A 25,241-nucleotide genomic window follows, 5' to 3' on the forward strand; every position below is an offset into this window, starting at 1 on the left:
GGGACCATGGATAGCACCACCTTGATCTCGCTGAGCCTATGCGCGGCGGCCATCGGGCTAGCCGCCCTGGCCTTGCCGCTGGTGGCGCAATGGCGGCAACGTCACCGCGCCGAGCGGACCATCGATGCTGCGCTCTCGCGACAGGCGGCCGCCGCTGCCGCCGTCGCGCCGGATGCTCCCGCCACGGTTCCGGCCAGCGCCGCCAATGCTGCCAACGCCGCCGCGGCCCAAAGTGCCGGCGCTCGCATTGGTGCGCGGCTGGGCGGCCAGCTTAGCAAGCGCTTTGACCAGCGTTGGCTTGAGTCGCCTTTGGGCAAGGCCGTGGTGACGGCCGAAGAACAGCGCTTGCTTGAGCAGTGTGGTTTTTACGGTGACAAGGCCCGGGCCATATTTGGGGGGCTGCGCCTGTCATTGCCGGTGGCCCTGGCGGCAGGGGTCTTTGCATGGCGTTTGCCCACATCGCTGATGGGCGCAATGATGTGGGCCTTCGTCACGTTCGCGGTGTGTTTCCTAGCGCCGAAATGGGCGCTGCAACGTCGGGCCAGCAGCCGCATGCTGCGCCTGGAGGATGAGTTGCCCGTGCTGGTCGACATGCTGCGCTTGCTACAGGGCGTGGGGCTGTCGATCGATCAGAGCCTGCAGGTGATCGTGGCCGAGTTCGGCGGCATGCTGCGTGTGCTTGGCCCTGAGCTGATGCGAGCCAACCAGCAGTTTGCCTCGGGCCGGTCGCGCGACCAGACGCTCCAGCGCATCGGGAAGCTGTTCGACAGCGAGGACCTGAAAAGCCTGATCACCATGCTTAGCCAGGTGGATCGATTCGGCGGGGCCGTTCAGGAGCCACTGCGGCAATTCGGCTTGCGCCTGCAGGAATCGCGCAAGGCGCGCATGAAAGAACAGGTGGGGAAGCTGACCGTGAAGATGACTGCAGTCATGGTGGTGACCATGCTGCCCGTATTGCTGATCATCACGGCCGGACCCGGCTTTTTGGGCGTGATAAGAATGCTGGCGCATATGTCGGGGGGACCGAAATGAACAAACAAGACAAGCGCTCGGGAAGCAAGACGAGATATCGATCGCCTTGGCCCGTGCGCTCCTTAACCGGCCTGGCATCGGCACTGGCCCTGGCCGTGCTATCCGGCTGCGGCACCAGCCTGGCCACCCGCATGAGCGATCAGGCCGATGCCCAGGTGGAGCTGTCCAAGCTGCGCGACAAGCAGGACCGGGCCATCTATGACGATAAATCGGTCTACCTCGGCCTGATCGGCAAGATGCAGGAAGAGGGCCTGTACTTCGCGTCGCTCGCGCATATCGACGTCTACGAGAAGCGCTTCGGCGCGTCGCCGGCGATGACGCTGATGCGCGCGGACGCGTTGCGCGAGACCAATCAGGATGCCGCTGCCGAGCAGGCCTATCGCAGCCTGGCTGCCACTTCGGTGCAGGCGCGCGCCTACCACGGCCTGGGCCTGATCGCCGGTCGCAGGAACGATTTTGCCGCTGCCGCGACAGCGTTTCAATTGGCAGCCGGCGCGGATCCCACCAATGCGCAGGTGGCCAACGACCTGGGCTACGCGCTGATGCGCACGGGTGCGTTGGCCCAGGCGCGCGTGCCGGTGATGCAGGCCCTGCAGCTCGATGGCAAGAACCCGCGCGTGGTGAGCAACGCGGCGGTCTGGCTCGCAGCCGACGGCAAGCGTGACCAGGCGGCGTCGCTGATGCAGCGGGCTGGCCTGCCCGAGGCAACGCGCAAGGCGGTGATGCAGGAGGCGGAGCGGGTCCGGCGCGCGGGCACGCAACGCGAGCGCGTCGCCGCGCAGCAGGCCGTGGCGCAGACCGCGCCACAATCGGCCCGGCTTGCCGCCGCCGGGACAGCCGGCCCGAACCATCAGCGCCTGACCGACATCATCCAGGCCACGCCATGAGAGATCGCTGGATGGCACAGCCTCGCAATACCCGATACCCATCGTCCGTGCCGACCGCACCAACCCAGGAGATTTCCATGAACCAGACCGGGACAAGAGACCTGCGCGGCCATGCCCGCCGCAGCGGACTGGCGCTAGCGTTCGCCGTGCTCGGGTTGGGCGCCTTCCCCGCCGAGGCCCAGACGGACGCACCTGCCACACCGTCGGCGCGACCAGCCCGGCAAGAGATTGGCCCGCATACCCGTGGCATCCTCGAGATCCAGCGCAGTGGCGCGCAGGCCGGCGAGCAGCAGGTGTTGCATGGGGAGCAGGCAGCCCTGTCCTACCAGCGCTATATGGCGACGTTCACCTATCCGATCCCCGAGTTCTACACGGGCCAGGCGGGGTCGAAAAATGGCGCCGGCGGCGCAGGCCAGGGAGTGGCAGGCCGATGATCCGCTGCTGCTCGCATCTTGTCGCCGGGCGCCGACGCGGGCAGCGCGGTGCCATCGGCGTGCTTGGCGCCCTGCTGCTGGCCACGGTTGCGATCGGTTCGCTGGTGTCGATCGATGTCGGCCATGTGTTTTACCGCCAGCGCCAGTTGCAAAAGATCGCCGACATGGCCGCACTGGCCGGCGCGCAGCAGCTCAAGCAAGCCGCGGCTGCCGCCACCGTGTCGGCCAATGTGCTGAGCGCAACGCAATCGGCTGGCGCGCAGAATGACTACGCCGGTACGGCGAGCGCCAATTGCAGCGCAGCGGGCAGCAGCGATGCCGATGGCATGCGTGTCTGCCTGGGCGTATGGGATCCGGCCTACAGCACTGGGAGCGACACCGTACGGCACTTCAACGCCGGCTACGACACCACCAAGCTATCGGCAAACGCGGTGCAGGTGGTGGTGACCCAGACCGTGCCGATCCTGTTCGTGATTCCCGGCAGCGCATCGCGCCAGTTGCGCGCGGAGGCGATTGCCAATGCGAGCCCGCCGGTGGCGTCGTTCTCGTTGGGTAGCGGGTTGCTGGATTTCAATTCCGGCAATAGCTTGCTGAGCCTGTTGCTGGGCAGCTCCGTCAAGTTCTCCGCGCTGGACTGGCAGGGCTTGCTCAACGCCAATGTCACGCTAGACCAGTTGCGCCTGAAGCTGGGTGTCGGCACCATCGACGAGTTGCTGAAGACTTCGCTGTCGATCCAGCAGTTCTATGCACTGGTGCTAGGCGCAGCTGGCAAGGATGCGCTGTTGTCCACCGCGCTGGGCAGCCCGCCGACGCAGCTCGGCCTGAGCGGAGTGCAGGCGAATGTCGGGCTGGGCCAACTGCTCAACCTGGGCGTGCTGGCGCCGGCGGCGTCGTCGGCGGCCGATGTGGCGCTTAACGTCGCCAGCTTGCTGACGCTCGGCGCGCAGGTGGCGAATGGCAACTCGGCTATCCAGCTGCCCCTGAACGTCAATCTGCCGACGGGTATCGGCGGCGTGAACGCCAATTTGTACATCGTGAGGCCGCCGGTGATGGCGGTGGGGCCGGCCCGGCAGCTGAGCAGCGCGCCGCCGACCTGGCAGACGACGGCGCATACGGCGGCAGTGGGCTTGCGGCTGGCGGTGGCGCTCAATGTGGGGGGAGGCATCTTGCCCCAGATCGTGACGCTCAATGTGCCGCTTTATGTGGAGCTGGCCGAGGCCTCGGCTTCGCTGCAGAGCATCCAGTGCGCAGCGGCGCGGGCGGATTGCCGCGCCACGCTGAGCGTGAACACCGGCGTGGTCAAAGCCTGTCTGGCGGCGGCCAGCGGCAGCGGCTGCGCTTCGGGTCCGGTGACGCTGGTGAACCTGGATGTGTTGGGCCTGATGGCCGTGAACATCACTGCGTCGGGCAGTCCGCGTACGGGCGCCGTTCCAGTCAATACGTCGACCATGACGCTGGCACCGGGGCAGAGCGCGAGCGTTTCCACGACGTCGGTGCTGAGCGGCGTGGCGGCCGACGTGCTTGACAACCTGAACCTGGTCATCACGGTGACCGTGCTTGGGCTTCCCGTAAGCCTGCCATTGCCGCTGAAGGACTTGCTGAAGCCGCTGTTTACCTTGCTTGATCCCATCGTCACTGCCTTGCTCAGCCTCCTGGGTCTCAACCTCGGCGGCGCCACGGTCTGGATGCAAGGAATCGACTGTAACAACGCCGAGCTGGTGTTCTGAGCCATGCAGCAGGCTAATCGCTATACGGCGGAAGACAGATGAAGACAGATCGCTGGGCTTACGAGAGCCTTGAAGTATATGTATGGGAAGGCAAGTCTGACATTGCCGAGCGCGTGGCGCGTTTCCTGTCGCCGCTTGGCGTGGACGTGATCCGCGCCGGCGCGCTGGAGGCATTGCCCGCGGAGCCGCGCCTGAAGCCGTGCGTGGCGGTCATCAGCGTCTCGGTGATCGGCGCGGCGAAGTTCACCGCGCTGGACTGGGAGGCGGCCCACGGCATGCCCGTGGTGTGGGTGGCGGCGCCGGGGCGCGAGACGGATCCGGGGCGCTTTCCCGCGGAGTATGCGCATATCCTGGCCGATGATTTCACGGGGCCCGACTTGCGCAACCAGATCGGCAAGCTGCTGCCGCAGTTGCTGGCGGCGGCCGAGCCCGCGAACGCGGTAGCGGATCTGGTGGCGGAGTCGCCCGCCATGCAGCAGTTCCTGTCGCAAGTGGAGACCTTCGCCGATTTCGGCAGCAACGTGATGCTGTATGGCGAGACCGGCGCGGGCAAGGAGCGGATCGCGCAGCGCTTCCACGAGCGCAACAACATCTATGGCAAGGGACCGTTCGTTGCCGTGAATTGCGGGGCGATTCCCGATGGCCTGTTCGAGTCGCAGTTCTTCGGCCATGCCAAGGGTGCGTTTACCGGTGCGATGTTCGCGCACCGCGGCTTCTTCGAGCAGGCCAACGGCGGCACGCTGTTCCTGGATGAAATCGGCGACCTGCCGCTGTTCCAGCAGGTCAAGCTGCTGCGCGTGCTGGAGGAGAGCGCGCTGACCCGGCTGGGCTCGACCATGCCGGTCAAGCTGGATTTCCGCCTGGTCGCGGCCACCAACAAGGATCTGCGCGAGGCCGTGTCGCAGGGCCGCTTCCGTGCTGACCTGTATTTCCGGCTGGCGGTGATCGAGCTGCGGCTGCCCAGCCTGGAGGAGCGGGGCGCCGTCGATAAGGTGGCGTTGCTGGTGTCGTTTCTCAAGCAGATGCTCGGGCCGTCGGGCCTGGATGCCTTGCCGCCCGTGCCTGACTGGCTCAAGGGTGCGGTGGGCACGGCGTTCTTCACGGGGAATGTGCGCGAGTTGCGCAACCTGGCCGAGCGCATCGGCATTACCGTGCAGCAGACCGGGCATTGGGACGAGGCGCGGATCCGGCCTTTGTTCCGCAGCCTGCGCCCGGGCGCGTTCGACAGCAGCGAGCGCACGGCCGACTGGCGCGGCGAGACCGAGGAGCGCCGCCGCATTGTGGCCGCGCTGGATGCCAATAGCTGGCGGCGCCAGGATACGGCGGCCAGCCTGGGCATCAGCCGCAAGGTGCTGTGGGAGAAGATGCGCAAGTTCCAGATCGCCGACAACGAGGCCGAGCCGGCGTGAATTGCCCCCGTGCCATGGCGCGGGGGCGCTGCGCTTCACAACGCTTCAGAACGTCTTCTTGCCGCCCTGGTAAGCGCTGACGATGCGGTTCATTTCCGCCAGCAGCGCGGCGGGCTCGCCGTGCAGCGTGCGCGCAATGCCTTGCATGTAGCCGAGCAGTTCCTGCTTGGCGGCTTCGGCAAAGTCCATGGTCACTGCCTGGTCTTCGTACAGCAGCACGTACGAGCGGGCGAAGCCGTACAGCAGGAAGTAGGCCGCGGCGTGCGCGGGGTCGGTGTCGATCAGCTCGCGCGTGGCTTTCTTCACCGTCACGAAAGCGTCGGTGCCGGGGAGCGAATCCTGGAATTGCTGGAGGGTGGTTTCAAGCGTCATGGCGCAATATCGGTTAGTGAAAACGGGTTCGGTAAGTCAGATGTAAATGGCAGCAGGGCGGATCGTGCCCGCTCATACGCTGTTCAACATGCGCCGCAGCAGCGCGGCGCCATCGCGCCCCTTGTAGGCGCGTTGCCATAGGTCATTGACCATGGTGGTGTAAAGCCGTACCGCCTCGGGCGCTGCGGTCACGGTGGCGATGCCAGTGGACACGTTGGGAAACTCGCCAAAACGAAATGGGCTGGTGGCCACATAAGCCTTGCCGGGCCGCTCGAAGACCTGGAAGGTCACGTTGGGCATGCTGCCGTCGACGATGCCGATCTGCAGGCCGATGGGCTGCGCGTCCAGCAGGTCGATCACGCGTTCGATCTCGCGCCGGGCTGCCAGCGAGCGCTCCATGCGTACCGCGGGCGGCAGGTCCAGCCGTCCCACCAACCCAAAATGCACGAAGCGCTCCAGCGAGCGCAGGTCGATCAGGCTGGTGATGGGGGGCACGCTGCGCGCGAACGATTGCTTGCGCTCTTCCAGCAGCTCCAGCAGGGCGTCGATGGTTGCGGCTGGCGCCGGCTGCGGGCTCTCCGCCAGCATCTGGCGCAGGTGGCCGGCGTAATCGGGCGAGGTCAGCAGGTAGGAGATCGGTTCGAAATGGGCCAGGATGCGCGTCGCGCCATGCTCGAGCTGGCGCATGCGCTCGATATACGCCACGGCCGAGTAGTAGTACTCGGACTCGACCCCCAGCATGGATGCCAGCGAGGTGCCGAGCAACTGGGCGAGACGGCCAAGGGTCTCGATCTTGACGATGTCGCCCTTCTCCATGCGGTAGATCGCGGCCCGCGATACGCCGAGCTGTTCGGCGATGGCTTCCGCGCGCATTCCCGCGCCTAGACGGTAGGCGCGCAGGCGATTGCCGATTTCAACGAAATCAACCATTGGGCCGGCAGCGAGCGGAGCGTCCATCCTCAGGGAATCTCAAAAAGAAGACAAGACCCATCCTAGCATGGGCCGTGGCCGGATGGCGAGAGAAGCATCGTGTCGAAATGCCATGCCGCCGTGCTTCTCCGCGTTCAAGGCATTCGTGCTTCCGGACGATATACCCGCGACGGCCGGATGATCCGGATCGGCCGTACTTTGTGCATCAATATGCCTTTGATGCTCGATTGTGGTGCATGAAGACGGCGTCAACGCCTGGATAGTCTCGTAAACGAGACTTGGCTAGTTTTTTGGATGGCATGTATATTGCGATCCGCATCATGAGGCCGGCAATCCGCTGGTTTCCCGCATCACGCTTGCCACACCAAAGGAGCGCTTCAGGCGCCAGAAAAGGAATCCGATGAAGAAGTCCCTCGCCACGGCGCTGTCCGCCGCCATCACGATCGCTACGACCGCCACGCTGACCCTCGCCGTAGCGCCTGCCCAGGCCGCCGGTTATCCGGACCGGCCCATCACCATCGTCGTGCCCTACGCCGCCGGCGGCAGCAACGACCTGGTGGCGCGCGTGCTGAGCCAGCGCCTTGGCCAGGACCTGGGTGTATCGGTGGTGGTGGACAATGCGCCGGGCGCCAGCGGTACCATCGGCGCGCTCAAGACCATCAACGCGCCGGCCGACGGCTATACGTTGCTGCTGGGTTCCAACAGCGAAATCTCGATCGCCAAGCTGACCAACCCGAAGATCAAGTACGACGGCCAGCGGGATCTCGTGCCCTTGCGCATGGTGGGCTCGCAGCCCATGGTGCTGGTCTCCGGCGCGCATTCCGGCATCCAGGGCGTGGCGGGTTTCCTGGCGCTGGCCAAGAGCAAGAAGCCGGTGAACTACGGCACCTCGGGCATCGGCACGCCGCTGCATCTGTCGGGAGAGCTGATCCGCGGCGCCAGCAAGGTCGATATGACCCACGTGCCGTACAAGGGCGGCGCGCCGGCCATCGCCGACCTGATGGCAAACCAGATCGAGCTGGGCGTGCTGGTGCTGTCGACGGCGCTGCCGCAGATCAAGTCGGGCAAGCTGCAAGCGATCGGCGTGACCTCGGCCACGCGCTCGCATGCCGCGCCCAATATCCCGGCATTGGCGGAGAACAAGGCACTGGCCAATGTGGATATGCGCCTGTGGTTTGGCTTGTTCGCGCCGGCCAACACGCCCAAGGCGGTGACCGACAAGCTGACCGACGCACTGGCTCGCGCCATTAACGCGCCGGAAGTGAAGAGCAAGCTGTCCGAATCGGGTGTCGACATCGACGCGAAGGACGCCGCCGCCTTTCGCAGCTTTATCGCCAAGGAAACCGAGTCGTACCGCAAGATCGTGAGCGAAGCCAATATCCAGGAATAATCCGGATTCCAGTCTTCCAGTCTTCCAGACGTCAGTGCGGCGATGCCCGGGTGCCTACGGCCCGGGCATCGCCGTTTTTGCGCTATGCATTAGAGAATGCGGATCTGCTTGACCTTGAACTTGGAGTCGCCGAAGAGCGCCTTGTCGTATTCTCCCAGCAGCTCGACTTTGGTGGTGGCGTCCACAGGCTTCCCGGCAGGCCACAGCTTCTTGTCGATCTTGATCCGGATCTGGCCGGTGCCGTCGTCGAACTGGTAATGCTCGTGGCCCACGCTGCTGAGGATCTGCCCGCGCAGCATGGCGTGCTGGTCATCCTTGCCTTGCTCCGTCAACGCCTTGACGGTGGTCGTTGGAACCGTGGTTGGGCCCACGTACTGTGCTTGTGCCAAGGCGGCCGTCGCCGTCAGTGCTGCCGCGATCAGGATGCGTTTCATGCGTTCTCTCTCAGGTCTGGTTGAAACATACCGGCTGTGGGTGGCAACCTGGCCAGCCCGTTGTGCCGGAGGCGGTGCTTTTGCACTAGCTCGGCGCCCATTGTGGAGAGTGCTGGCTGAACCGAAGCTGAATGACGGCCGGGCAACGTTATGATGGCGCCTGCCGCCGCGGTCCGCTCCGGGCCGCCCACACACTGCTAGGGATTCACATTGCGTTTTCTTCACACTGCCGACTGGCATCTCGGGCGCGTATTCCATGCGCGCAGCCTGCTTGAAGACCAGGCCTGGGTGCTTGACCAATTCGTTGCGCTGGTGCGCGAGCGCCGGCCGGATGCGGTGCTGATCGCGGGCGACGTGTATGACCGCGCGGTGCCGCCGCCCGAGGCCGTGGCGCTGCTGGACGACGTGCTGGCCCGCATCGTGGTGGATGCCGGCATTCCGGTAGTGATGATCGCGGGCAATCACGACAGCGCCCAGCGGCTTGGTTTCGGCGCACGGCTGCTGACGGCGCAGGGTTTGCACGTGGCCGGCATCACCGAGCGCGATGCCACCTGCGTGACCATGTCCGATGCCCATGGCGAAGTACGGATCTACGCCTTGCCCTATGCCGAGCCCGCAACCGTGCGCGACGCCTTCGACATGGAGCTGCCCGGGCACGAGGCGGCGTTGGCGGCGCGCCTGGACGCGATCCGCGCCAGCCATCCGGCGCAGGCGCGTTCGGTGGTGGTGGCCCACGCTTTCGTGATCGGTGGCGAGGCCAGCGAATCCGAGCGGCCGCTGTCGGTTGGCGGCAGCGGTGCCGTTGCCGCCAGCGTGTTCGACGGCTTCGACCTGGTCGCGCTTGGCCATCTGCATCGCCCGCAGACCTTCAGCCAGCGCATCCACTACGCCGGCTCCTTGCTGAAGTACTCGCTGTCCGAAGTCACGCATGCCAAGTCGGTCTCGCTGATCGAGCTGGCGGCCGATGGCGCGGTCAGCATCGAGCCGATCGCGCTGTCGCCCCGGCGCGACCTGCGCATCGTTGAAGGGCAACTGGCCGATCTGCTGGCGCAAGGCGCGGCCGACCCGCGGCGCGACGACTACATCCACGCGGTGTTGACCGACAACGGCGCCTTGCTCGATCCGATGGCGCGCTTGCGCCAGGCCTATCCCAATGCGCTCGCCATCGAGCGCGCCGTGCTGGCGCGCACGGGCGAGGCGGGGGCGGCGGGCCAGCGCCTGCGCCAGCTCGATACCGGCGAGCTGTTCGCCAACTTCTTCAAGGAGGTGGCGGACGAAGAGCTGGACGACGACAAGCGCCGCGTGATCGACCAGGTGCTTGAGGGCATTGCCCGCGCAGACCGGGAGTCCGCATGAGACCGCTGCGCTTGAAACTGCAAGCCTTCGGCCCGTTTGCCGCCAGCGAGGAAATCGACTTCACCCGGCTCGGGGAGCGGGCATTCTTCCTGATCCACGGCCCCACCGGCGCGGGCAAGACCACCTTGCTCGACGCGATCTGCTTTGCGCTCTACGGCGACACCTCCGGCGGCGAGCGCAGCGCCCAGGACATGCGCAGCGCCAACGCCGATCCGGCCTTGCGCACGGAGGTGACGTTCGAGTTCAGCTTGGGGGGCCAGCGTTACCTGGCCACGCGTTCGCCCGCGCAGGAGCGGCCGAAGCTGCGTGGCGAGGGCACAGTCAAGGAAACGCCCAAGGCCCAGCTCGATGTCATGGGCGACGCGGGCTGGATCAGCAAGGCGAGCCAGCCCAACAAGGTCGATGACTTCGTGCGCAACCTGCTTGGTTTTGACAGCAGCCAGTTCCGCCAGGTGATCGTGCTGCCGCAGGGGCGCTTTCGCGAATTGCTCACGGCGGATTCCAAGAGCCGCCAGGCCATCCTCGAGCGGCTGTTCCGCACCGAGCTGTACCGGCGCGTGGAGGAACTGCTCAAGGGGCAGGCGGCCGGCATTCGCCAGGAAGCCGAGCGCCTGCGCATCGAACAGACGGCATTGCTGCAGCAGTATCAATTGGAGTCCATGGACGCGCTGCGGGAGCAGGCTGCAGGGTTGCAGGCCCAGCTAGCCGAACTGCAGCAGCGCGATGTGGCCGCGCGCACCTTGCTGGAGGTGGCCACGCTGGCAACCCGGCAAGGCGAGCACACGGATGCCCGCCTGCGGGAGCAGCGCGATACCGAGGCGGCCCATGCTGCGCTGATGGCGCAGCGGCCCGAGATGGAGGCGCAGCGCCAGCGGCTGCAGGCCGCACGCCGTGCCATGCAGGTGCAGCCGTTCGAGCAGCATCTGGGGCAGGCCGTGCAGGAACACCAGCAAGCGCAGCAAGCGCTGGCCGCCGCAAGCGCGCGGTCTGCCGAATGCGCCGCTGTCTCGGCCACCGCCGCGGCGGGGCTTGCGGCCGAAGTGGCCCGTGCCGGCGAGCGCCAGACGGCGCAAAAACAGGTGACGGAGCTGGAGGCCATGTTGCCGCAGGCGCAGCGGCTCGGCGTGCTGCAGCAGGAGCTGGAGGCTGCCGCACGCCAGCAGGCGCAAGCGGGCGCGGCCCATGCCGGGGCGCTGCAGGCGCAGCAGCAAGTCACCGCCACGTTGCGCCAGGCCGAGGCCAGCCAGGCCCAGGCGCAGGAAGGCGCGCGCGGGCTGGAGACGATCCAGCTCAAGCAGGCCGGCCTGGCGCAGCAGGCAAGCACGCTCGACAGATACGCCGCCACGCTGGCGCAGTGCGAGCAAGCGCGCCGGCAGGCCGACGCCGACCAGCTCGCCGCGCAGCAAGCCGCCACGCAGCAGGCGGCAAGCCTGCTGCGCCTGCGCGAGACGGAGCAGGCCTGGCGGGCCGGGCAAGCCGCGCGGCTGGCTGCCGGCTTGCATGATGGCCAGGCGTGCGCTGTCTGCGGGAGCACCGCGCACCCGCAGCTGGCGCAGCACGTCGATGCACCGGTTTCCGACGAGGCACTGGACCTGGCCCGCGAGGCCGCACGGCTTGCCGACCAGGCGGCGCAGGGCGCGGCCAGCCGTGCGCAGGGTGCGTTGCTGGCCGCCAAGCACCGGCAGGAACAACTGGATGAGCTGCGCGAAGCGGCGGGAGCGGCGGGCATGCCCGACGGCGCCGCGCAAGACCCGGCGGCGGCCAGGCAGCAGCTTGCCGGCGCCATCCAGGCGCTGCGCCAGCAGCAACAGGCGGCAGAGGCGGCCGCCGGCCGCTGCCAGCCGCTGGCCGCGGAAGTCGAGCGGCAGCAAGCCGCTCTCACGGCAGCCGAGGCGGCCATTCGCGCCGCCGCCGCCGCTGTGCAGGATGCAGGCCAGCGTCACGCCAAGCTCCAGGGCGAATGGCAGGCCGCCAGCACGCAGGTGCCGCCGGACCGGCGCGAGCCGGAGCGGCTGACAGCGGCGCTGGTACAGGCACGCGGGGACCTTGCCGCGCGCGAAGCCGCACTGGCCGCCGCGCAGGCGGCCGACAAGCAGGCCGGCGTGGGGCTGGCGGCCGCCCTGGCCGCGCAAGCCGCCGCGCAAGCGAGCCTCTCCACCCATGCAATGCGGGAGACGCAGGCGGGCGCCGCGTTCGCGAGCGCGCTGGAGCAAGCTGGCTTTGTCACCCGCCAGGCCTATGCCGAGGCGCGCATGCCGGGCCCGCAGATGGAGCAAGCCGACGCTCAGGTCAATCGCTTCGACCTCGACCTGGCCGCTGCCGGCGATCGCCGCGAGCGCGCCGCCATCGCCGCGCGCGACCTTGCCCCGCCCGATCTTGCCGCCCTGCGCCAGGCCCAGGCGGACGCCGCTGGCGCGCTCGAGGCGCTGGTCCGGCAGCAGGCCGACCTGCACCGCAGCCGCGAGAACCTGCTGCAGTGCCAGCAACGGCTGGATGCGCTGGCCAGCAAGGGCGCGGACATCGAGCGCAGCTACGCGGTGCTCGGCCGCCTGGCGGAAGTGGCCAACGGCAACAATCCGCGCCGCATGACATTTCAGCGCTTCGTGCTGGCCACCTTGCTCGACGAGGTGCTGGAAGCGGCCTCGCTGCGGCTGATGCGCATGAGCCGCAACCGGTATGAACTGCAGCGCGTGCGCCAGCAGGGCGACCAGCGCACCGCCGGCGGCCTCGACCTGGAGGTGTTCGACCACGACACCGGCATGGCGCGCCCGGCCAATACCCTGTCCGGTGGCGAGGGCTTCCTGGCCTCGCTCTCGCTCGCGCTGGGGCTGGCCGATGTGGTGCAGTCGCGCGCGGGCGGGATCCAGCTCGATACCTTGTTTGTCGACGAAGGCTTCGGCACGCTCGATCCCGAGAGCCTGGACTTTGCCATCCGCACCCTGATCGACCTGCAGCATGCCGGGCGGCTGGTGGGCATCATTTCCCACGTGGCCGAGCTGCGCGAGCGCATCGATGTGCGGCTGGAGATCCGGGCCGGGGCCGGCGGCAGCCGGGCGGAGCTGCAATTGCCATAGCGGCCTCAAGGGCCACCTCAGCGGGGCCCGAAGAGCGTAAGCTGTCCGATGTTCCGGGCCGCGGTGGCCCCCTTGCGCAAGCTAGCTTTCAACTGCCCTACGGTCGTGGCCGGCTAACGCACAAGCGATTTGCCGGCGCCTTGACCACCCGCGGACAGGGGGTGTAACCTGTTCATTCTGCGAATTGAAGTTCGCAATTAGAACAAACCACAATAATAAGAAAAACCAAAGTCTGTTGGATTCGTTTCCGGCGGCGCGCCTTTTGCAAGCGGAGGGCGCCCAAGCCGGATGGCTCTTCCGGCAGGACTGTCCGGAGACAGCGTTTGCGCGCCGCCTGGTTTTCTTCCTTGGCGGCCGGTTCCGGATAGTTCGTCCGGACTCTCGGAACTGGAACGCAAGTGATCAACAAGCTATTCGACTCGGTGGAATCGGCCATGGCCGATATCCAGGACGGCGCCACCATCCTGATCGGCGGCTTCGGCATGGCAGGCATGCCGGCGGAGCTCATCGATGCCCTCATCGCCCAGGGCGCCCGCGACCTCACCATCGTCAACAACAACGCCGGCAATGGCGACACCGGCCTGGCCGCGCTGCTCAAGACCGAGCGCGTGCGCAAGATCATTTGTTCCTTCCCGCGCCAGGCCGACTCCTACGTCTTCGATTCGCTCTACCACGCTGGCAAGATCGAGCTGGAACTGGTGCCGCAGGGCAACCTGGCCGAGCGCATCCGCGCCGCCGGCGCCGGCATCGGCGGCTTCTTCACCCGCACCGCCTATGGCACGCCGCTGGCCGAGGGCAAGGAAACCCGCATCATCGACGGCCAGGGCTACGTCTACGAGACGCCCATCCATGCCGACTTCGCCCTGATCAAGGCGCTGCGCGCCGACCGCTGGGGCAACCTGACCTACCGCAAGACCGCGCGCAACTTCGGCCCCATCATGGCGATGGCCGCCAAATGCCCCATCGTGCAGGTCAGCGAGATCGTCGAACTCGGCGAGCTGGACCCGGAACACATCGTGACCCCGGGGTTGTTCGTCAAGCGCGTCGTCAAGGTCGACGGCGCCAGCCAGGCCGCTGCCTGAGCGCCAAGGAGATCCAGAATATGCAACGCCTGACCCGCGATCAGATGGCCGCCCGCGTGGCCAAAGACATTCCCGACGGTGCCGTGGTCAATCTCGGCATCGGCCTGCCCACCCTGGTTGGCAATCACCTGCCAGCCGACCGCGAAATCCTGCTGCACAGCGAGAACGGCCTGCTCGGCATGGGCAAGGCACCCCCCGCCGGCGAAGAAGACGGCGACCTGATCAACGCCGGCAAACAGCCGGTCACGATCAAGCCGGGCGGCTCGTATTTCCACCATGCCGATTCCTTCGCCATGATGCGCGGCGGCCACCTCGACTTTTGCGTGCTGGGTGCTTTCCAGGTCTCGGTGAAGGGCGATCTGGCCAACTGGCATACCGGCGCGCCGGGCGCGATCCCCGCAGTGGGCGGTGCGATGGACCTGGCGATCGGCGCCAAGGAGGTGTTCGTGATGATGGAACACCAGACCAAGCAGGGCGAGAGCAAGATCGTGGCGGAATGCACGTATCCGCTGACCGGCATGACCTGCGTCACGCGCATCTATACCGATCTGGCTACCATCGACGTCACGCCTGACGGGCTGGTGGCGCGCGACCTGGTTGAAGGCCTGTCCTTCGACGAACTGCAACGCCTGACCGGCGTGCCGCTCAAGCAGGGCGCTTCTGCCTGAGTGCCGGCCTGACCGGCGAGCACGCTTCCAAGCTTCCCGTTTTCACGATCACGAACAAGCAAGAGAGAGACAACCATGACCGAAGCCTTCATCTGCGACGCCATCCGTACCCCCATCGGCCGCTACGGCGGCAGCCTGTCCGGCGTGCGCCCGGATGACCTGGGCGCGGTGCCGCTCAAGGCGCTGATGGCACGCAATCCGAACCTGGACTGGTCCGCCATTGACGACGTGATCTACGGCAATGCCAACCAGGCTGGCGAAGACAACCGCAACGTAGCGCGCATGTCGCTGCTGCTGGCCGGCTTGCCGCAAAGCGTGCCGGGCGCCACCATCAACCGCCTGTGCGGTTCGGGCATGGACGCTACCGGCACCGCCGCACGCGCGATCAAGTCCGGCGAAGCCGGCCTGATGCTCGCCGGTGGCGTGGAAAGCATGAGCCGTGCCCCGTTCGTGATGGGCAAGGCGACCAGCGCCTTCTCGCGCGATGCGCAGATTTTCGACACCACCATCGGCTGGCGCTTCATCAACCCGGCGATGCGCGCGGCTTACGGCGTGGACTCGATGCCCGAGACCGCCGAGAACGTTGCCACCGACTACAAGATCAGCCGCGAAGACCAGGACCTGATGGCCCTGCGCAGCCAGGAAAAGGCATCGCGCGCGCAAGCCGACGGCACGCTGGCGCAGGAAATCACCGCGGTGACGATCGCCCAGAAGAAGGGCGACCCGCTGGTGGTGGACCGCGACGAGCACCCGCGTGCCACCAGCATGGAAGCGCTGGGCAAGCTGCGCGGCGTGGTTCGCGCCGATGGCACCGTGACCGCGGGCAATGCCTCGGGCGTGAACGACGGCGCCTGCGCCATCCTGCTCGCCAGCGAAGCCGCGGCCCGCCAGCACGGCCTGACGCCCAAGGCGCGCATCGTCGGCATGGCAACCGCCGGCGTGGCGCCGCGCGTGATGGGCATTGGCCCGGCACCGGCTTCGCAGAAGCTGCTCAAGCAACTCGGCATGACCATCGACCAGATGGACGTGATCGAGCTGAACGAAGCGTTCGCCGCGCAAGGCCTGGCCGTGCTGCGCGAACTCGGCGTGGCCGACGACGATGCACGCGTCAACCCGAATGGCGGCGCGATCGCGCTGGGCCACCCGCTCGGCATGAGCGGCGCCCGCCTGGTCACCACCGCCATGTACCAGCTGCACCGCACTGGCGGCCGCTACGCGCTGTGCACGATGTGCATCGGCGTGGGCCAGGGCATCGCCATGGTGATCGAGCGCGTCTGATCGTCAGCTGCCTGACCGTTTGACACCTGGGCGCCCGCGGGCTTCGGCTCGCGGGCGCCGTGCGCTAAAGAATGCCGCGCGGCTGCCGTTAGTACCCGGTGGAAGCGCAGGCTGATGAAGTTTCCCAACGCAAAGAAGCAGCGCGACAGGGCCGACTGGCTCGCCGGCTCTCGTCGCATCCTCTTCAGCATGACCCGGTGCCCCTTGCCGGTCGGAGTATGTGATGTCCCTTCCCGTTGCCACGCTCGTTACCGGCGCCAGTTCCGGTATCGGCCGCGCCATCAGTGAAATGCTGCTGGCCGATGGCGTGACCCAGGTGGTCAATGTCGACTATGTCGCCCCCGCCTGGTCCCATCCCAACATGACGTTTGTCCAGGCCGACCTGACCAATGCCGACGCGACCCGCGCCGCGGCCGAGCAGGTGACCTCGCGCTTTGCCGTGACCCGGCTGGTCAACAATGCCGGCGCCACCCGCCCCGGCACGGCCGACACGGCGCGCGTCGAAGACCTGGACTATGTGGTTGGCCTGCATCTGCAAGCCACCCTGCTGCTGACCCAGGCCTGCCTGCCCGCGATGCGCGCGGCACGCTTTGGCCGCATCGTGAACATGGCCTCGCGCGCGGCGCTGGGCAAGCCGGAGCGCGTGGTGTATTCCGCCACCAAGGCCGGCCTGATCGGCATGACCCGCACGCTCGCGATGGAACTCGGCGGCGATGGCATCACGGTCAATGCCGTGGCGCCTGGCCCGATTGCGACCGACCTGTTCCGCAAGAGCAACCCCGAAGGCAGCGAGCAGACCAAGCGGATTCTCGCCAGCATCGCGGTCAAGCGCATGGGCACCCCGGAAGACGTGGCTCGCGCCTCGATGTTCTTCCTGTCGCCGGAGAACGGCTTCGTGACCGGCCAGGTGCTATATGTGTGCGGTGGCACCACCCTGGGCGTGGCACCCGTGTAGTCCCGCGGCGTGACCGGTGCAAAACGCGCACCCGTCATCACGCCGCAGCATTTAGTCCGTAGAAAACTAAAAAAGATGACCCGCGCCACAAGCGCGGGCTTACAGCGATTTATCCTGGAGCAAACATGAAATCCCATTCCCAAGCTCGCACCCCGCACAACAGCGCGCGCCGCCGCCTGCTGGCTGCCGGTGTGGCATTGGCCGCCACCTTCGGCGGCATGACCAGCGCGGCCTACGCGCAAGGCAACTACCCGACCAAGCCGATCACCATGATCGTGCCGTTCTCGGCCGGCGGCACCACCGACATCCTGGCGCGCATCGTCGGCCTGCAACTGGGCAAGGCGCTCGGCCAGCCGGTGGTGATCGACAACCGTCCGGGCGCGGGCGGCAATATCGGCGCATCGATCGCGGCCAAGGCGCCGGGCGATGGCTACACCCTGTTCATGGGCACCATCGGTACCCACGCCATCAACCAGTCGCTCTACTCCAAGCTGCCGTTCGATCCGGTCAAGGATTTCGCGCCGATCTCGCGCGTGGCGATGGTGCCGAACATCGTGGTGGTGAACCCCAAGGTGCCGGTCAACAACATCAAGGAACTGATCGCCTACGTCAAGGCCAACCCGGACAAGCTGTCGTACGGCTCGTCGGGCAGCGGCTCGTCGATGCACCTGTCGGGCGAGTTGTTCAACTCGATGACCGGCCTGCATATCCAGCACATCCCGTACAAGGGCAGCGCCCCGGCGGTCAACGACCTGCTGGGCAACCAGATCGGCCTGATGTTCGACAACATGCCGTCGTCGTATCCGCACGTGAAGGCCGGCAAGCTGCGCGCCATCGCCGTGACCTCGGCCAAGCGCTCGCCGGCACTGCCGAACGTGCCGACCGTGGCTGAATCCGGCGTGCCGGGTTATGAAGCGACTTCCTGGTTCGCGCTGTACGCCACCGGCGGCACGCCGCAGCCGATCGTCGATCGCCTGAATACGGAAGTGGCGAAGATCCTGGCCATGCCGGAAGTGAAGAAGCAGATGGCCGACCAGGGCGCGGAGCCGCATCCCGAGAAGCCGGCCGAACTGGCCGCTTTCATGAAGACCGAGACCGCCAAGTGGGCCAAGGTGGTGAAGGCTTCGGGCGCCACGGTGGACTGATCGATCCCCGCACGGTGACCCCGGCCCGGGCGTCTGCCCCGGGCCGATGACGGTAAAAAGGCCGGCCCTTCGGGGCCGGCCTTTTTACGTGCGCTTGACATGTGGACGCGCTCAGGACAGAAAAAAGCCCGCGGTAGCTTGCGGGCTCAATCCTGGCCCCCACACGCGGGGCAGGAGGAGACAGGGGGAAACAATGGCAGGAGACGGTGCACGGCGAGCGCCGCGCATCGGCCATCAGGCCAGGCTGTACTTCACAACCTGTTCTTCCACGCCCACAAAACGCACCAGCTGGCGCAAGCCGCTGGCGTATTCCTTGATATGGTGCCCGTCCGGCGTATCCGGCAGGCGGTAGTACACGGGCATCGTTGTCGCCGACGCGGGCTGGCTGGCGTCTTGGGGCCCATCGGCCTCCCACGGGACATCCCGGTCTTCGGCGAAATCTGTTCGTCCTGGCATGGACCACTCCTGGTGAATGACTGGCATGGCTGTGCCGTGGCCGAGAACCGGCAACAGGCATGCGGAATGACTATGTCTGCAAATGTATTGCACCCTGCCGAAAAATGCTATTTAGCATTTTTTAGATCTGCATCAGCGTTGTCGTTGCCTTGTCATTTTTCATGTGCCCGACCGCAGGAAATTGGCGGTATCCGTGGGCGGCAGCCCTGTCGGGGCCTGGCTTTGCGCTACCATAGGCGCTCGCCACCCAAAGCCATGGCGGCAGCCATGCGCCGCCACCGGGCGACCGGCCTCCACGTCACGCTTCCCGCATGTCCGTTCAGCACGCACTCCTGACCTCCCTCCTGGAAAAACCGTCTTCCGGCTACGAGCTGGCCCGCCGCTTTGACCGCTCCATCGGCTATTTCTGGCATGCCACGCACCAGCAGATCTATCGGGAGCTGGGCCGCATGGCGGAGCACGGCTGGATTGCCGCGGACGAGGGGGAGGGGGACGCCAGGAACCGCAAGAAGGTCTACTTCGTGCTGCCGCCAGGGCGCGACGAACTGGCGCGCTGGGTGCTGGCGCCTACCGCCGGCCTGGACGTGCGCGATGAAATCCTGGTGAAGCTGCGCGCCGATGCCGTCGTGGGCCCGCTGGGGCTGGGGCCGGAGATGGCGCGGCTGATCGGCCTGCACCGCGAGCGGCTCGAGACCTATCGCCAGATCGAGCGGCGCGATTTCTCCGCGACGCAGCCCACGCGTGCACAACAGGTGCAGCACGCCCTGCTCAGGCGCGGCATCCGGTATGAAGAGGATTGGGTGTCGTGGGCCGAGGAATTGTTGCCGCTGCTGGACAAGCAGGACGACCCGGCCTGAGGTCGCGCCGGGCGATCGCGCCCGGCGGATGGGACATGCGTGGAAATGGGCGGCAATAGGGGGATCGGACCGGTGGCCAGGCGCTGCAGTGCGCTGGCCACCGTCAACAACGCTCAGGCCAGGTCGGCCGCCGTCGCGCCGTTGGCGTAAGCCGTTGCCGGGGCCAGCCCGAGGCGGCGGCGCGCCAGCGCGTATTCCTCGCTGAAACGGCGCACCAGCTCGGCGGCCGGCACCACGCGCTTGATGGCGCCCACGCCCTGGCCAGCGCCCCAGATGTCTTTCCAGGCCTTGGCGCTGCCCGAACCGAAGTTCATCTTGGACGGATCCGATTGCGGCAGCGCCTCCGGATCGAGCCCGGCATTGACGATGCTCTGGCGCAGGTAGTTGCCGTGCACGCCGGTAAAGAGGTTCGAGTAGACGATGTCCGACGCGGTGCTGTCGACGATCATCTGCTTGTAGCCGGCCTGCGCGTTGGCCTCTTCGGTGGCGATGAAGGCCGAGCCCACATAGGCCAGGTCGGCGCCCGCGGCCAGCGCCGCGAGGATGCCGTCGCCGCTGGCGATGGCGCCCGACAGCAGCAGCGGGCCGTCGAACCACTCCCGGATTTCATGCAGCAGCGCAAACGGCGACAGCACGCCGGCATGGCCCCCTGCGCCCGAGGCGACCGCGATCAGGCCGTCGGCGCCCTTCTCGATAGCCTTGCGTGCGAAGGTGTTGTTGATGATGTCATGCAGCACGATGCCGCCATAGGAGTGCACGGCATCGTTGACTTCCTTGCGCGCGCCCAGCGAGGTGATGACGATGGGCACCTTGTAGCGCACGCACAGTTCCAGGTCGTGATCGAGCCGATCATTGGACTTGTGCACGATCTGGTTGACCGCGAACGGTGCCGACGGGCGGTCCGGATGCTTGGCGTCGTGCTCGGCCAGCTCGGTGGTGATGCGGTCCAGCCAGTCGTTGAGCACCGGACCCGGGCGCGCATTGAGTGCCGGGAAGGAGCCGACCACGCCGGCCTTGCACTGGGCGATCACCAGGTCGGGGTTGGAGATGATGAACAGCGGCGAGCAAACCACCGGCAGCGAAAGACGGTTCTGGAGAATGGCGGGAAGTGACATGGCGTTTCTGCGAGAGTGAATACAGTGGAACGGGTAGGAGCACGGCGATGCGCTCAGGCGCTGGCGCCCTGCAGCACGGATTTCTGGCTGGCGAGGCGGGCGCCCATGGCGGCGGCGAGCGCGTCCAGGCCGCTCTTCGGGCGGACCATGACTTCGAAGTCGTCGATCTTGCCCGCGTCGTTAAATCGGATCATGTCGATGGCCTTGACGGATTTGCCATCGACCATCGCGCTGAACTCCAGCACCACGCTGCGCCCGTCGTCGCTGACGAACGTGCGGTGGTAGCGGAAGTCCTGGAACACCTGGTTGACGGATTCCAGCACCATGCGCAGGGCAACGCGGCCCGGGTACGGCGTGTGGGCGACGGGCGAGTGAAAAACCACTTCGTCCGCCACGATGCTGTCCAGGTCGGACATGGAATGGGTGGCGATCATGCGGTGCCAGATGGCTAGCGAGGCCTGCGCCGCCGCTGACAAGGTTGCTTGGGTCACGGTGTCTCCTCCGGTTGGGCCGAGGGCGTGGGAGTCGCCCGTTGCGGCACGCTGCGCAACGCTTGCCTGCTTGGCCCCTCAGGGCCTGCGGCAGCGGCGGCTTACACATCGCTATGCAACCAGTTGCATAGCGATGTGTGCAAGGTAGCAGCAGACGACGACAATTGCAATGGCCTGGCGTTGCAAGTGCAGGATCCGGCGCGTTCCGGATTGCCGGGCGAATCCCGCCCGTGCTTGGGCAGTGCGCAAACGACTCTGTCTTTTGTGCCGACTTGTCTACAATACCGGCATTGCCGAAAACCAACGCAGGAGCGCGAGTGAGTGCTGACATAAGCGCCAACGGGCCATCCCCCGACCTGTTCGATGCTGACCTGGAGGCTTGGCGGAAGCAGCCCGAGCGAGCCTTCGACGGCTGGCTGGCTAGCCACGGTTTTCGCCGTGGCACGGCCGTGGTGTACCGCGCGATGTGGGGCAAGCTCCTGCGCTGGTCGGCAGAGCGTGGCCTGGCGCCGCTGTCGTGGTCGGCGGAGCAGATCGGGGCCTTCCTCGACGAGCAGGATCTGCACAAGCACCATCGTTACCGGTACACGCGGCTGATCGAGCGTGTCTTCCACCATTTATCGCTACTGCACGACGGCTTGCACAACCCCGCCAGCCAGGCCGTGCGCGCTCACCTCGCCGAAGGCGAGAACGATCCGACCGCCTTCCTGCTGCCCGCCGAGCGCGATGCCCTGATTGCCCGTGTGCTGGCACCGGCGGCCTTGGCGGCCGGGCAGGGCGGCGCGCTGTCGGCCACCCAGTGGAAGCGCGCCCGCGATACCGCACTGGTGGCCGTGTTGCTGGGCGCCGGCCTGAAAGTGGGCGAGGCGCGCGGCCTGGGCATCGACAGCATCGCCGAGGATGCCGCCAGGCTGCGCCTGGTCCGCGCCGACAACGGCCGCACCTACGAGGCGCCGGTCTTTGCCTTCGCGCGGGCGGCGCTGCTGGCCTGGATGGAAATCCGCTCCCGTACCGGCACGCTGGGCAACCTGGTGTTTCCAGCCATGCCAAGCGGGCGGCACTTGCACGCGGCCTCGCTATACCGCCGCGTGGAGATCCTGCTCGACGAGGCTGGCGTGCTGGCGGGGCGCAGCGAGCGCGCGTCGCCGCAGACGCTGCGCAATACCTGTGGCGCACTGCATTTCGAGGCCGGGGCCGGCCCGGCCGAGGTGGCGCAGTGTCTCGGCATGCGCGACCTGGAGTCCGGCTGGCGCTTGCGTGCCGCTTTTGAGGCCTGGCAGGCACGTGCTGGCCTGAAACCGGCGCACAGCGGTCCCGGTGACACAGGCGCGACAGAAGTGGCCTGCTATGCTTAGCCGCCTTTTCGATCTGTTTCGACCTGTTTCGATCCGAGGCGGGCGACCCTGGCTGGCCGTGGCTGCTGCCCGCCAGGACAGCGCCGCGATATTGCGCTTGTGGCATCGTGCGCGTTGTCCTGGCGCCCGTTACGTCTCTTTTCACAACTATTTGATGAATCGCTATGTCTGAAACCTTGCTGCTCACGGGAGCCACCGGTTATATCGCCTCGCACACCTGGGTCGCCTTGCTCGAGGCCGGCTATCACGTGATCGGCCTGGATAATCTCTGCAACAGCAATCGCGCCGTGGTCGAGCGCCTTGCGCAGATTACCGGCCAGCGCCCGCATTTTGTCGAAGGCGACGTGCGGGACCGCGCTTTGCTGGACCGTTTGTTCGCCGAACACCGGATCTCGGGCGCGATTCATTTCGCGGCACTCAAGGCGGTAGGGGAATCGGTCAGCAAACCGCTGGATTATTACGACAATAATCTCAACGGCCTGCTCACCCTCTGCTCGGCCATGAACACGGCCGGCGTGAAGCAGCTGGTGTTCAGCTCTTCGGCCACCGTTTATGGCAATCCGCATGCGGTGCCGATCCTGGAGGACTTTCCGCTGTCGGCCACCAATCCGTATGGCCAGACCAAGCTGATGAGCGAGCAGATCCTGCGTGACCTGGAACTGTCGGACCCCGCCTGGCGTATCGCCTACCTGCGCTATTTCAATCCGGTGGGCGCGCACGAAAGCGGGCTGATCGGCGAAGACCCGGGTGGTGTGCCGAACAACCTGATGCCTTATGTGGCGCAAGTCGCCGGCGGGCGCCGCGAAAAACTGCAGGTGCATGGTGGCGACTATCCCACGGTCGACGGCACCGGCGTGCGCGATTACATCCACGTCTGCGATCTGGCAGCCGGCCACCTTGCGGCCCTGGTCTACCTGCGCGACCAGCAGCAATGCCTGACGGTCAATCTTGGCACGGGGCGCGGCTACAGCGTGCTGGAGGTGGTCGCGGCCTACCAGCGCGCCAGCGGGCGCCCGGTGCCCTACGTGATCGGGGACCGCCGCCCTGGCGATATCGCTTCGTGCTACGCCGATCCCGCGCTGGCGCAAAAGCTGATCGGCTGGCGCGCGCAGCACGACATCGACCGCATGTGCGAGGATTCCTGGCGCTGGCAGTCGATGAACCCGCTGGGGTTTGCCGGCTAAGTTGCCTGGCCGCACGCGTGGGCACGCGGGCAAGCGGGGCGCGTATCCGCTTGCGCGTCCCCGGTTTCTCCGGCGCGGCGAGGACAGGGTAGAAGGCAATGAAGACGGCCGGGCAAATGCCCGGCCGTCTTCAGGGTTCCTGCTGGCATGCGGCCGAGTCGGCCGCCATGCCCGGCGTCGCGCCCGACTTTAGCGAATCAGGAAGTCTTCGATGGTCTTGCCCGCGGCCAGGGCCTGGGTCAGCCAGCCCGGACGCTTGCCGCGGCCGGTCCAGGTATTGCCTGCGCTGTCGCGATAGCGAACCGGTACCTTGCGGGTGGCCTTCTTGCTGGCGGCAGGCTTGGTGCCGAAGCCCAGGTCGTCCGCAGTCAGTCCATATTGGTCGATTTTCTGGCGAATATCGGCGATGACGGAAGCCTGCTCGCGGGCCTTGATTTCCTCGGCCTGTTTTTGAAGTTCGCTGATTTTCTGAACAATTTCCTGATAAGTCGCCATTACGAGCCTCGATTTACTGGGTGAGCATGATGAATCGGATGAATTATAACGGCCGCAAGCGATCCTGCAAACGCTTTTAACCCCGATGGGGAGAATTCTGATAAATCATCTGCGCCATCTAATTAATGAACTTCCGTGCAGGCCGCCGGTCATCGATGGGGCCGGATTTTCCGGCGTGGTGCCCACTTTGGCAGCTCGCCGAAATCCATGCGTGGCGCGGATTCGTTTTTCTTACATTTGCGCTGCGCAATAACCCTTCCCCTTGTAATGACGAGGGTCATAAAGTGCTTTTGCTGCAACAATGCCGATCCGCTTCCAGTTTGAGCGAACCCTCATCCGTATCCGCCATGCCTGACGACTCGATTAACGCCGGCGCCGCCTGCCGGCGCGTCCCCGTGGAACTGGCGAAAGCCTATCGCCTGCTGAATCACGGCCCGGTGACGCTGGTCACCAGCGCGCATGGCGGCCGCCGCAACGTGATGGCGGCATCCTGGGCCATGCCGCTGGATTTCCAGCCACCGAAAGTCGCGGTAGTGATCGACGCCAGCACGCTCACGCGCGAACTGGTGGATGCCTGCGGTGAGTTCGCGCTGAACATACCCACGCGTGGGCAGGCTGCCGCCACGCTGGCAGTGGGCTCGCGTTCCGGCCGCGAGCAGGACAAGTTCGCCGCAGCGGGACTGGCCACGTTCGCGGCGGCGGAAATTGCCGCGCCGTTGGTGGCCGGCTGCCTCGCCTGGCTGGAGTGCCGCGTTATTCCCGAGCCAGCCGTGGCCGGCCGCCACGACCTGTTCATCGCCGAAGTGGTGGCCGCGTGGGCTGACGCCGCCGCATTTTCAGAGGGTAGATGGCATTTTCCGGATGCCGAGTGCCGCTCGATACACTATCTGGCTGGTGGCGCCTTTTTTGCCACGGGCGAGGGTTTTCAGGTAGTGCCGGGAGAGTGCGAATGAACAGGGCGAGGGCGCTGCGCCGCGGCCGTCCCGCCATGAGCGGTCTGGCGTGGCGGGCACGGCACCCGGCTCAAGGAATTGCGGGACACCGCCGTTATCTGCCCTGAGCGGGTCGCTGGGGTGTCGATCCGCTGGGCCGGGGCCGATGGAGGCCTCGCGCGT

24 protein-coding genes are annotated in these 25,241 nt (G+C 66.5%); 17 read left to right on the top strand and 7 right to left on the bottom strand.

The window, feature by feature from the left end; translation table 11 throughout:
• Window positions 1-6 precede the first annotated feature (6 nt).
• The 5 genes from ACX12D_RS31365 to ACX12D_RS31385 all read left to right on the top strand — a co-directional run bounded on the left by ACX12D_RS31365 (window position 7) and on the right by ACX12D_RS31385 (window position 5,489).
• Window positions 7-1,032 (top strand): type II secretion system F family protein, encoded by a 1,026-nt coding sequence (locus ACX12D_RS31365; protein WP_459374899.1) that lies wholly within the window; start codon window positions 7-9, stop codon window positions 1,030-1,032.
• A gap of 131 nt (window positions 1,033-1,163) precedes the next feature.
• Window positions 1,164-1,919, top strand: coding sequence for a pilus assembly protein TadD (locus tag ACX12D_RS31370; protein WP_459376581.1), 756 nt, complete (start codon window positions 1,164-1,166; stop codon window positions 1,917-1,919).
• A 77-nt stretch (window positions 1,920-1,996) separates the two neighbouring features.
• Window positions 1,997-2,353 (top strand): DUF3613 domain-containing protein, encoded by a 357-nt coding sequence (locus ACX12D_RS31375; protein WP_459374900.1) that lies wholly within the window; start codon window positions 1,997-1,999, stop codon window positions 2,351-2,353.
• Window positions 2,350-4,080, top strand: coding sequence for a TadG family pilus assembly protein (locus tag ACX12D_RS31380; RefSeq protein WP_459374901.1), 1,731 nt, complete (start codon window positions 2,350-2,352; stop codon window positions 4,078-4,080). The genes ACX12D_RS31375 and ACX12D_RS31380 overlap by 4 nt, the downstream gene beginning before the upstream one ends.
• A gap of 38 nt (window positions 4,081-4,118) precedes the next feature.
• On the top strand, window positions 4,119-5,489 hold the full coding sequence (locus ACX12D_RS31385) for a sigma 54-interacting transcriptional regulator (RefSeq protein WP_459374902.1): 1,371 nt from the start codon (window positions 4,119-4,121) through the stop codon (window positions 5,487-5,489).
• Between the two features lie 45 nt (window positions 5,490-5,534).
• On the opposite strand, the gene ACX12D_RS31390 is transcribed toward ACX12D_RS31385, so the two are convergent.
• Both ACX12D_RS31390 and ACX12D_RS31395 read right to left on the bottom strand, forming a co-directional pair.
• On the bottom strand, window positions 5,535-5,861 hold the full coding sequence (locus ACX12D_RS31390; RefSeq protein ID WP_006165120.1) for a hypothetical protein: 327 nt from the start codon (window positions 5,859-5,861) through the stop codon (window positions 5,535-5,537).
• Window positions 5,862-5,933: 72 nt separating this feature from the next.
• Complete coding sequence (locus ACX12D_RS31395; RefSeq protein ID WP_459374903.1) at window positions 5,934-6,791, bottom strand: helix-turn-helix domain-containing protein; 858 nt, start codon at window positions 6,789-6,791, stop codon at window positions 5,934-5,936.
• A gap of 400 nt (window positions 6,792-7,191) precedes the next feature.
• Between ACX12D_RS31395 and ACX12D_RS31400 the strand changes: the two genes are divergently transcribed.
• Window positions 7,192-8,181, top strand: a complete 990-nt coding sequence (locus ACX12D_RS31400) for a Bug family tripartite tricarboxylate transporter substrate binding protein (protein ID WP_459374904.1) — start codon at window positions 7,192-7,194, stop codon at window positions 8,179-8,181.
• A gap of 89 nt (window positions 8,182-8,270) precedes the next feature.
• Here ACX12D_RS31400 and ACX12D_RS31405 read toward each other — a convergent pair whose 3' ends face one another.
• The gene (locus tag ACX12D_RS31405) at window positions 8,271-8,615 is read right to left on the bottom strand and encodes a NirD/YgiW/YdeI family stress tolerance protein (RefSeq protein ID WP_459374905.1); all 345 of its coding nucleotides are present in this window, start codon (window positions 8,613-8,615) and stop codon (window positions 8,271-8,273) included.
• 210 nt (window positions 8,616-8,825) lie between these two features.
• On the opposite strand from ACX12D_RS31405, the gene ACX12D_RS31410 reads away from it, so the two are divergent.
• The 7 genes from ACX12D_RS31410 to ACX12D_RS31440 all read left to right on the top strand — a co-directional run bounded on the left by ACX12D_RS31410 (window position 8,826) and on the right by ACX12D_RS31440 (window position 18,173).
• Window positions 8,826-9,971: an exonuclease SbcCD subunit D gene (locus ACX12D_RS31410; protein WP_459374906.1), complete on the top strand. Its 1,146-nt coding sequence runs from the start codon at window positions 8,826-8,828 to the stop codon at window positions 9,969-9,971.
• Window positions 9,968-13,045: an AAA family ATPase gene (locus ACX12D_RS31415; protein ID WP_459374907.1), complete on the top strand. Its 3,078-nt coding sequence runs from the start codon at window positions 9,968-9,970 to the stop codon at window positions 13,043-13,045. The genes ACX12D_RS31410 and ACX12D_RS31415 overlap by 4 nt, the downstream gene beginning before the upstream one ends.
• A gap of 398 nt (window positions 13,046-13,443) precedes the next feature.
• Window positions 13,444-14,127: a 3-oxoacid CoA-transferase subunit A gene (locus ACX12D_RS31420; RefSeq protein ID WP_043357062.1), complete on the top strand. Its 684-nt coding sequence runs from the start codon at window positions 13,444-13,446 to the stop codon at window positions 14,125-14,127.
• A 20-nt stretch (window positions 14,128-14,147) separates the two neighbouring features.
• Entirely contained in the window at window positions 14,148-14,795 is a 648-nt protein-coding gene (locus ACX12D_RS31425) for a 3-oxoacid CoA-transferase subunit B (RefSeq protein WP_043357060.1), read from the top strand.
• Between the two features lie 75 nt (window positions 14,796-14,870).
• Complete coding sequence (gene pcaF / locus ACX12D_RS31430; RefSeq protein WP_174424128.1) at window positions 14,871-16,073, top strand: 3-oxoadipyl-CoA thiolase; 1,203 nt, start codon at window positions 14,871-14,873, stop codon at window positions 16,071-16,073.
• 223 nt (window positions 16,074-16,296) lie between these two features.
• Window positions 16,297-17,028, top strand: a complete 732-nt coding sequence (locus tag ACX12D_RS31435) for an SDR family NAD(P)-dependent oxidoreductase (RefSeq protein ID WP_043357057.1) — start codon at window positions 16,297-16,299, stop codon at window positions 17,026-17,028.
• Window positions 17,029-17,153: 125 nt separating this feature from the next.
• Entirely contained in the window at window positions 17,154-18,173 is a 1,020-nt protein-coding gene (locus tag ACX12D_RS31440; protein WP_459374908.1) for a Bug family tripartite tricarboxylate transporter substrate binding protein, read from the top strand.
• Window positions 18,174-18,407: 234 nt separating this feature from the next.
• Here ACX12D_RS31440 and ACX12D_RS31445 read toward each other — a convergent pair whose 3' ends face one another.
• The gene (locus tag ACX12D_RS31445; RefSeq protein ID WP_459374909.1) at window positions 18,408-18,629 is read right to left on the bottom strand and encodes a hypothetical protein; all 222 of its coding nucleotides are present in this window, start codon (window positions 18,627-18,629) and stop codon (window positions 18,408-18,410) included.
• 311 nt (window positions 18,630-18,940) lie between these two features.
• On the opposite strand from ACX12D_RS31445, the gene ACX12D_RS31450 reads away from it, so the two are divergent.
• Window positions 18,941-19,486 (top strand): PadR family transcriptional regulator, encoded by a 546-nt coding sequence (locus ACX12D_RS31450; RefSeq protein WP_459374910.1) that lies wholly within the window; start codon window positions 18,941-18,943, stop codon window positions 19,484-19,486.
• Between the two features lie 113 nt (window positions 19,487-19,599).
• Here the strand turns inward: ACX12D_RS31450 and ACX12D_RS31455 are convergent, their stop codons facing one another.
• Complete coding sequence (locus tag ACX12D_RS31455; RefSeq protein ID WP_441639089.1) at window positions 19,600-20,601, bottom strand: NAD(P)H-dependent flavin oxidoreductase; 1,002 nt, start codon at window positions 20,599-20,601, stop codon at window positions 19,600-19,602.
• Window positions 20,602-20,654: 53 nt separating this feature from the next.
• Window positions 20,655-21,035 (bottom strand): nuclear transport factor 2 family protein, encoded by a 381-nt coding sequence (locus ACX12D_RS31460; protein ID WP_217446695.1) that lies wholly within the window; start codon window positions 21,033-21,035, stop codon window positions 20,655-20,657.
• Between the two features lie 374 nt (window positions 21,036-21,409).
• Here ACX12D_RS31460 and ACX12D_RS31465 point away from each other — a divergent pair, with 374 nt between their 5' ends.
• Together ACX12D_RS31465 and galE are read left to right on the top strand one after the other, a co-directional pair.
• Window positions 21,410-22,447: a tyrosine-type recombinase/integrase gene (locus tag ACX12D_RS31465; RefSeq protein WP_459374911.1), complete on the top strand. Its 1,038-nt coding sequence runs from the start codon at window positions 21,410-21,412 to the stop codon at window positions 22,445-22,447.
• 164 nt (window positions 22,448-22,611) lie between these two features.
• The gene (gene galE, locus ACX12D_RS31470) at window positions 22,612-23,631 is read left to right on the top strand and encodes a UDP-glucose 4-epimerase GalE (protein WP_459374912.1); all 1,020 of its coding nucleotides are present in this window, start codon (window positions 22,612-22,614) and stop codon (window positions 23,629-23,631) included.
• A 189-nt stretch (window positions 23,632-23,820) separates the two neighbouring features.
• Here galE and ACX12D_RS31475 read toward each other — a convergent pair whose 3' ends face one another.
• A complete protein-coding gene (locus ACX12D_RS31475; protein ID WP_441639095.1) occupies window positions 23,821-24,126 on the bottom strand; it encodes an H-NS histone family protein in 306 nt (101 codons plus the stop codon).
• Window positions 24,127-24,251: 125 nt separating this feature from the next.
• On the opposite strand from ACX12D_RS31475, the gene ACX12D_RS31480 reads away from it, so the two are divergent.
• The gene (locus ACX12D_RS31480; protein WP_459374913.1) at window positions 24,252-25,079 is read left to right on the top strand and encodes a flavin reductase family protein; all 828 of its coding nucleotides are present in this window, start codon (window positions 24,252-24,254) and stop codon (window positions 25,077-25,079) included.
• Window positions 25,080-25,241: the final 162 nt, after the last annotated feature.

Source organism: Cupriavidus sp. PET2-C1 (assembly GCF_054515855.1).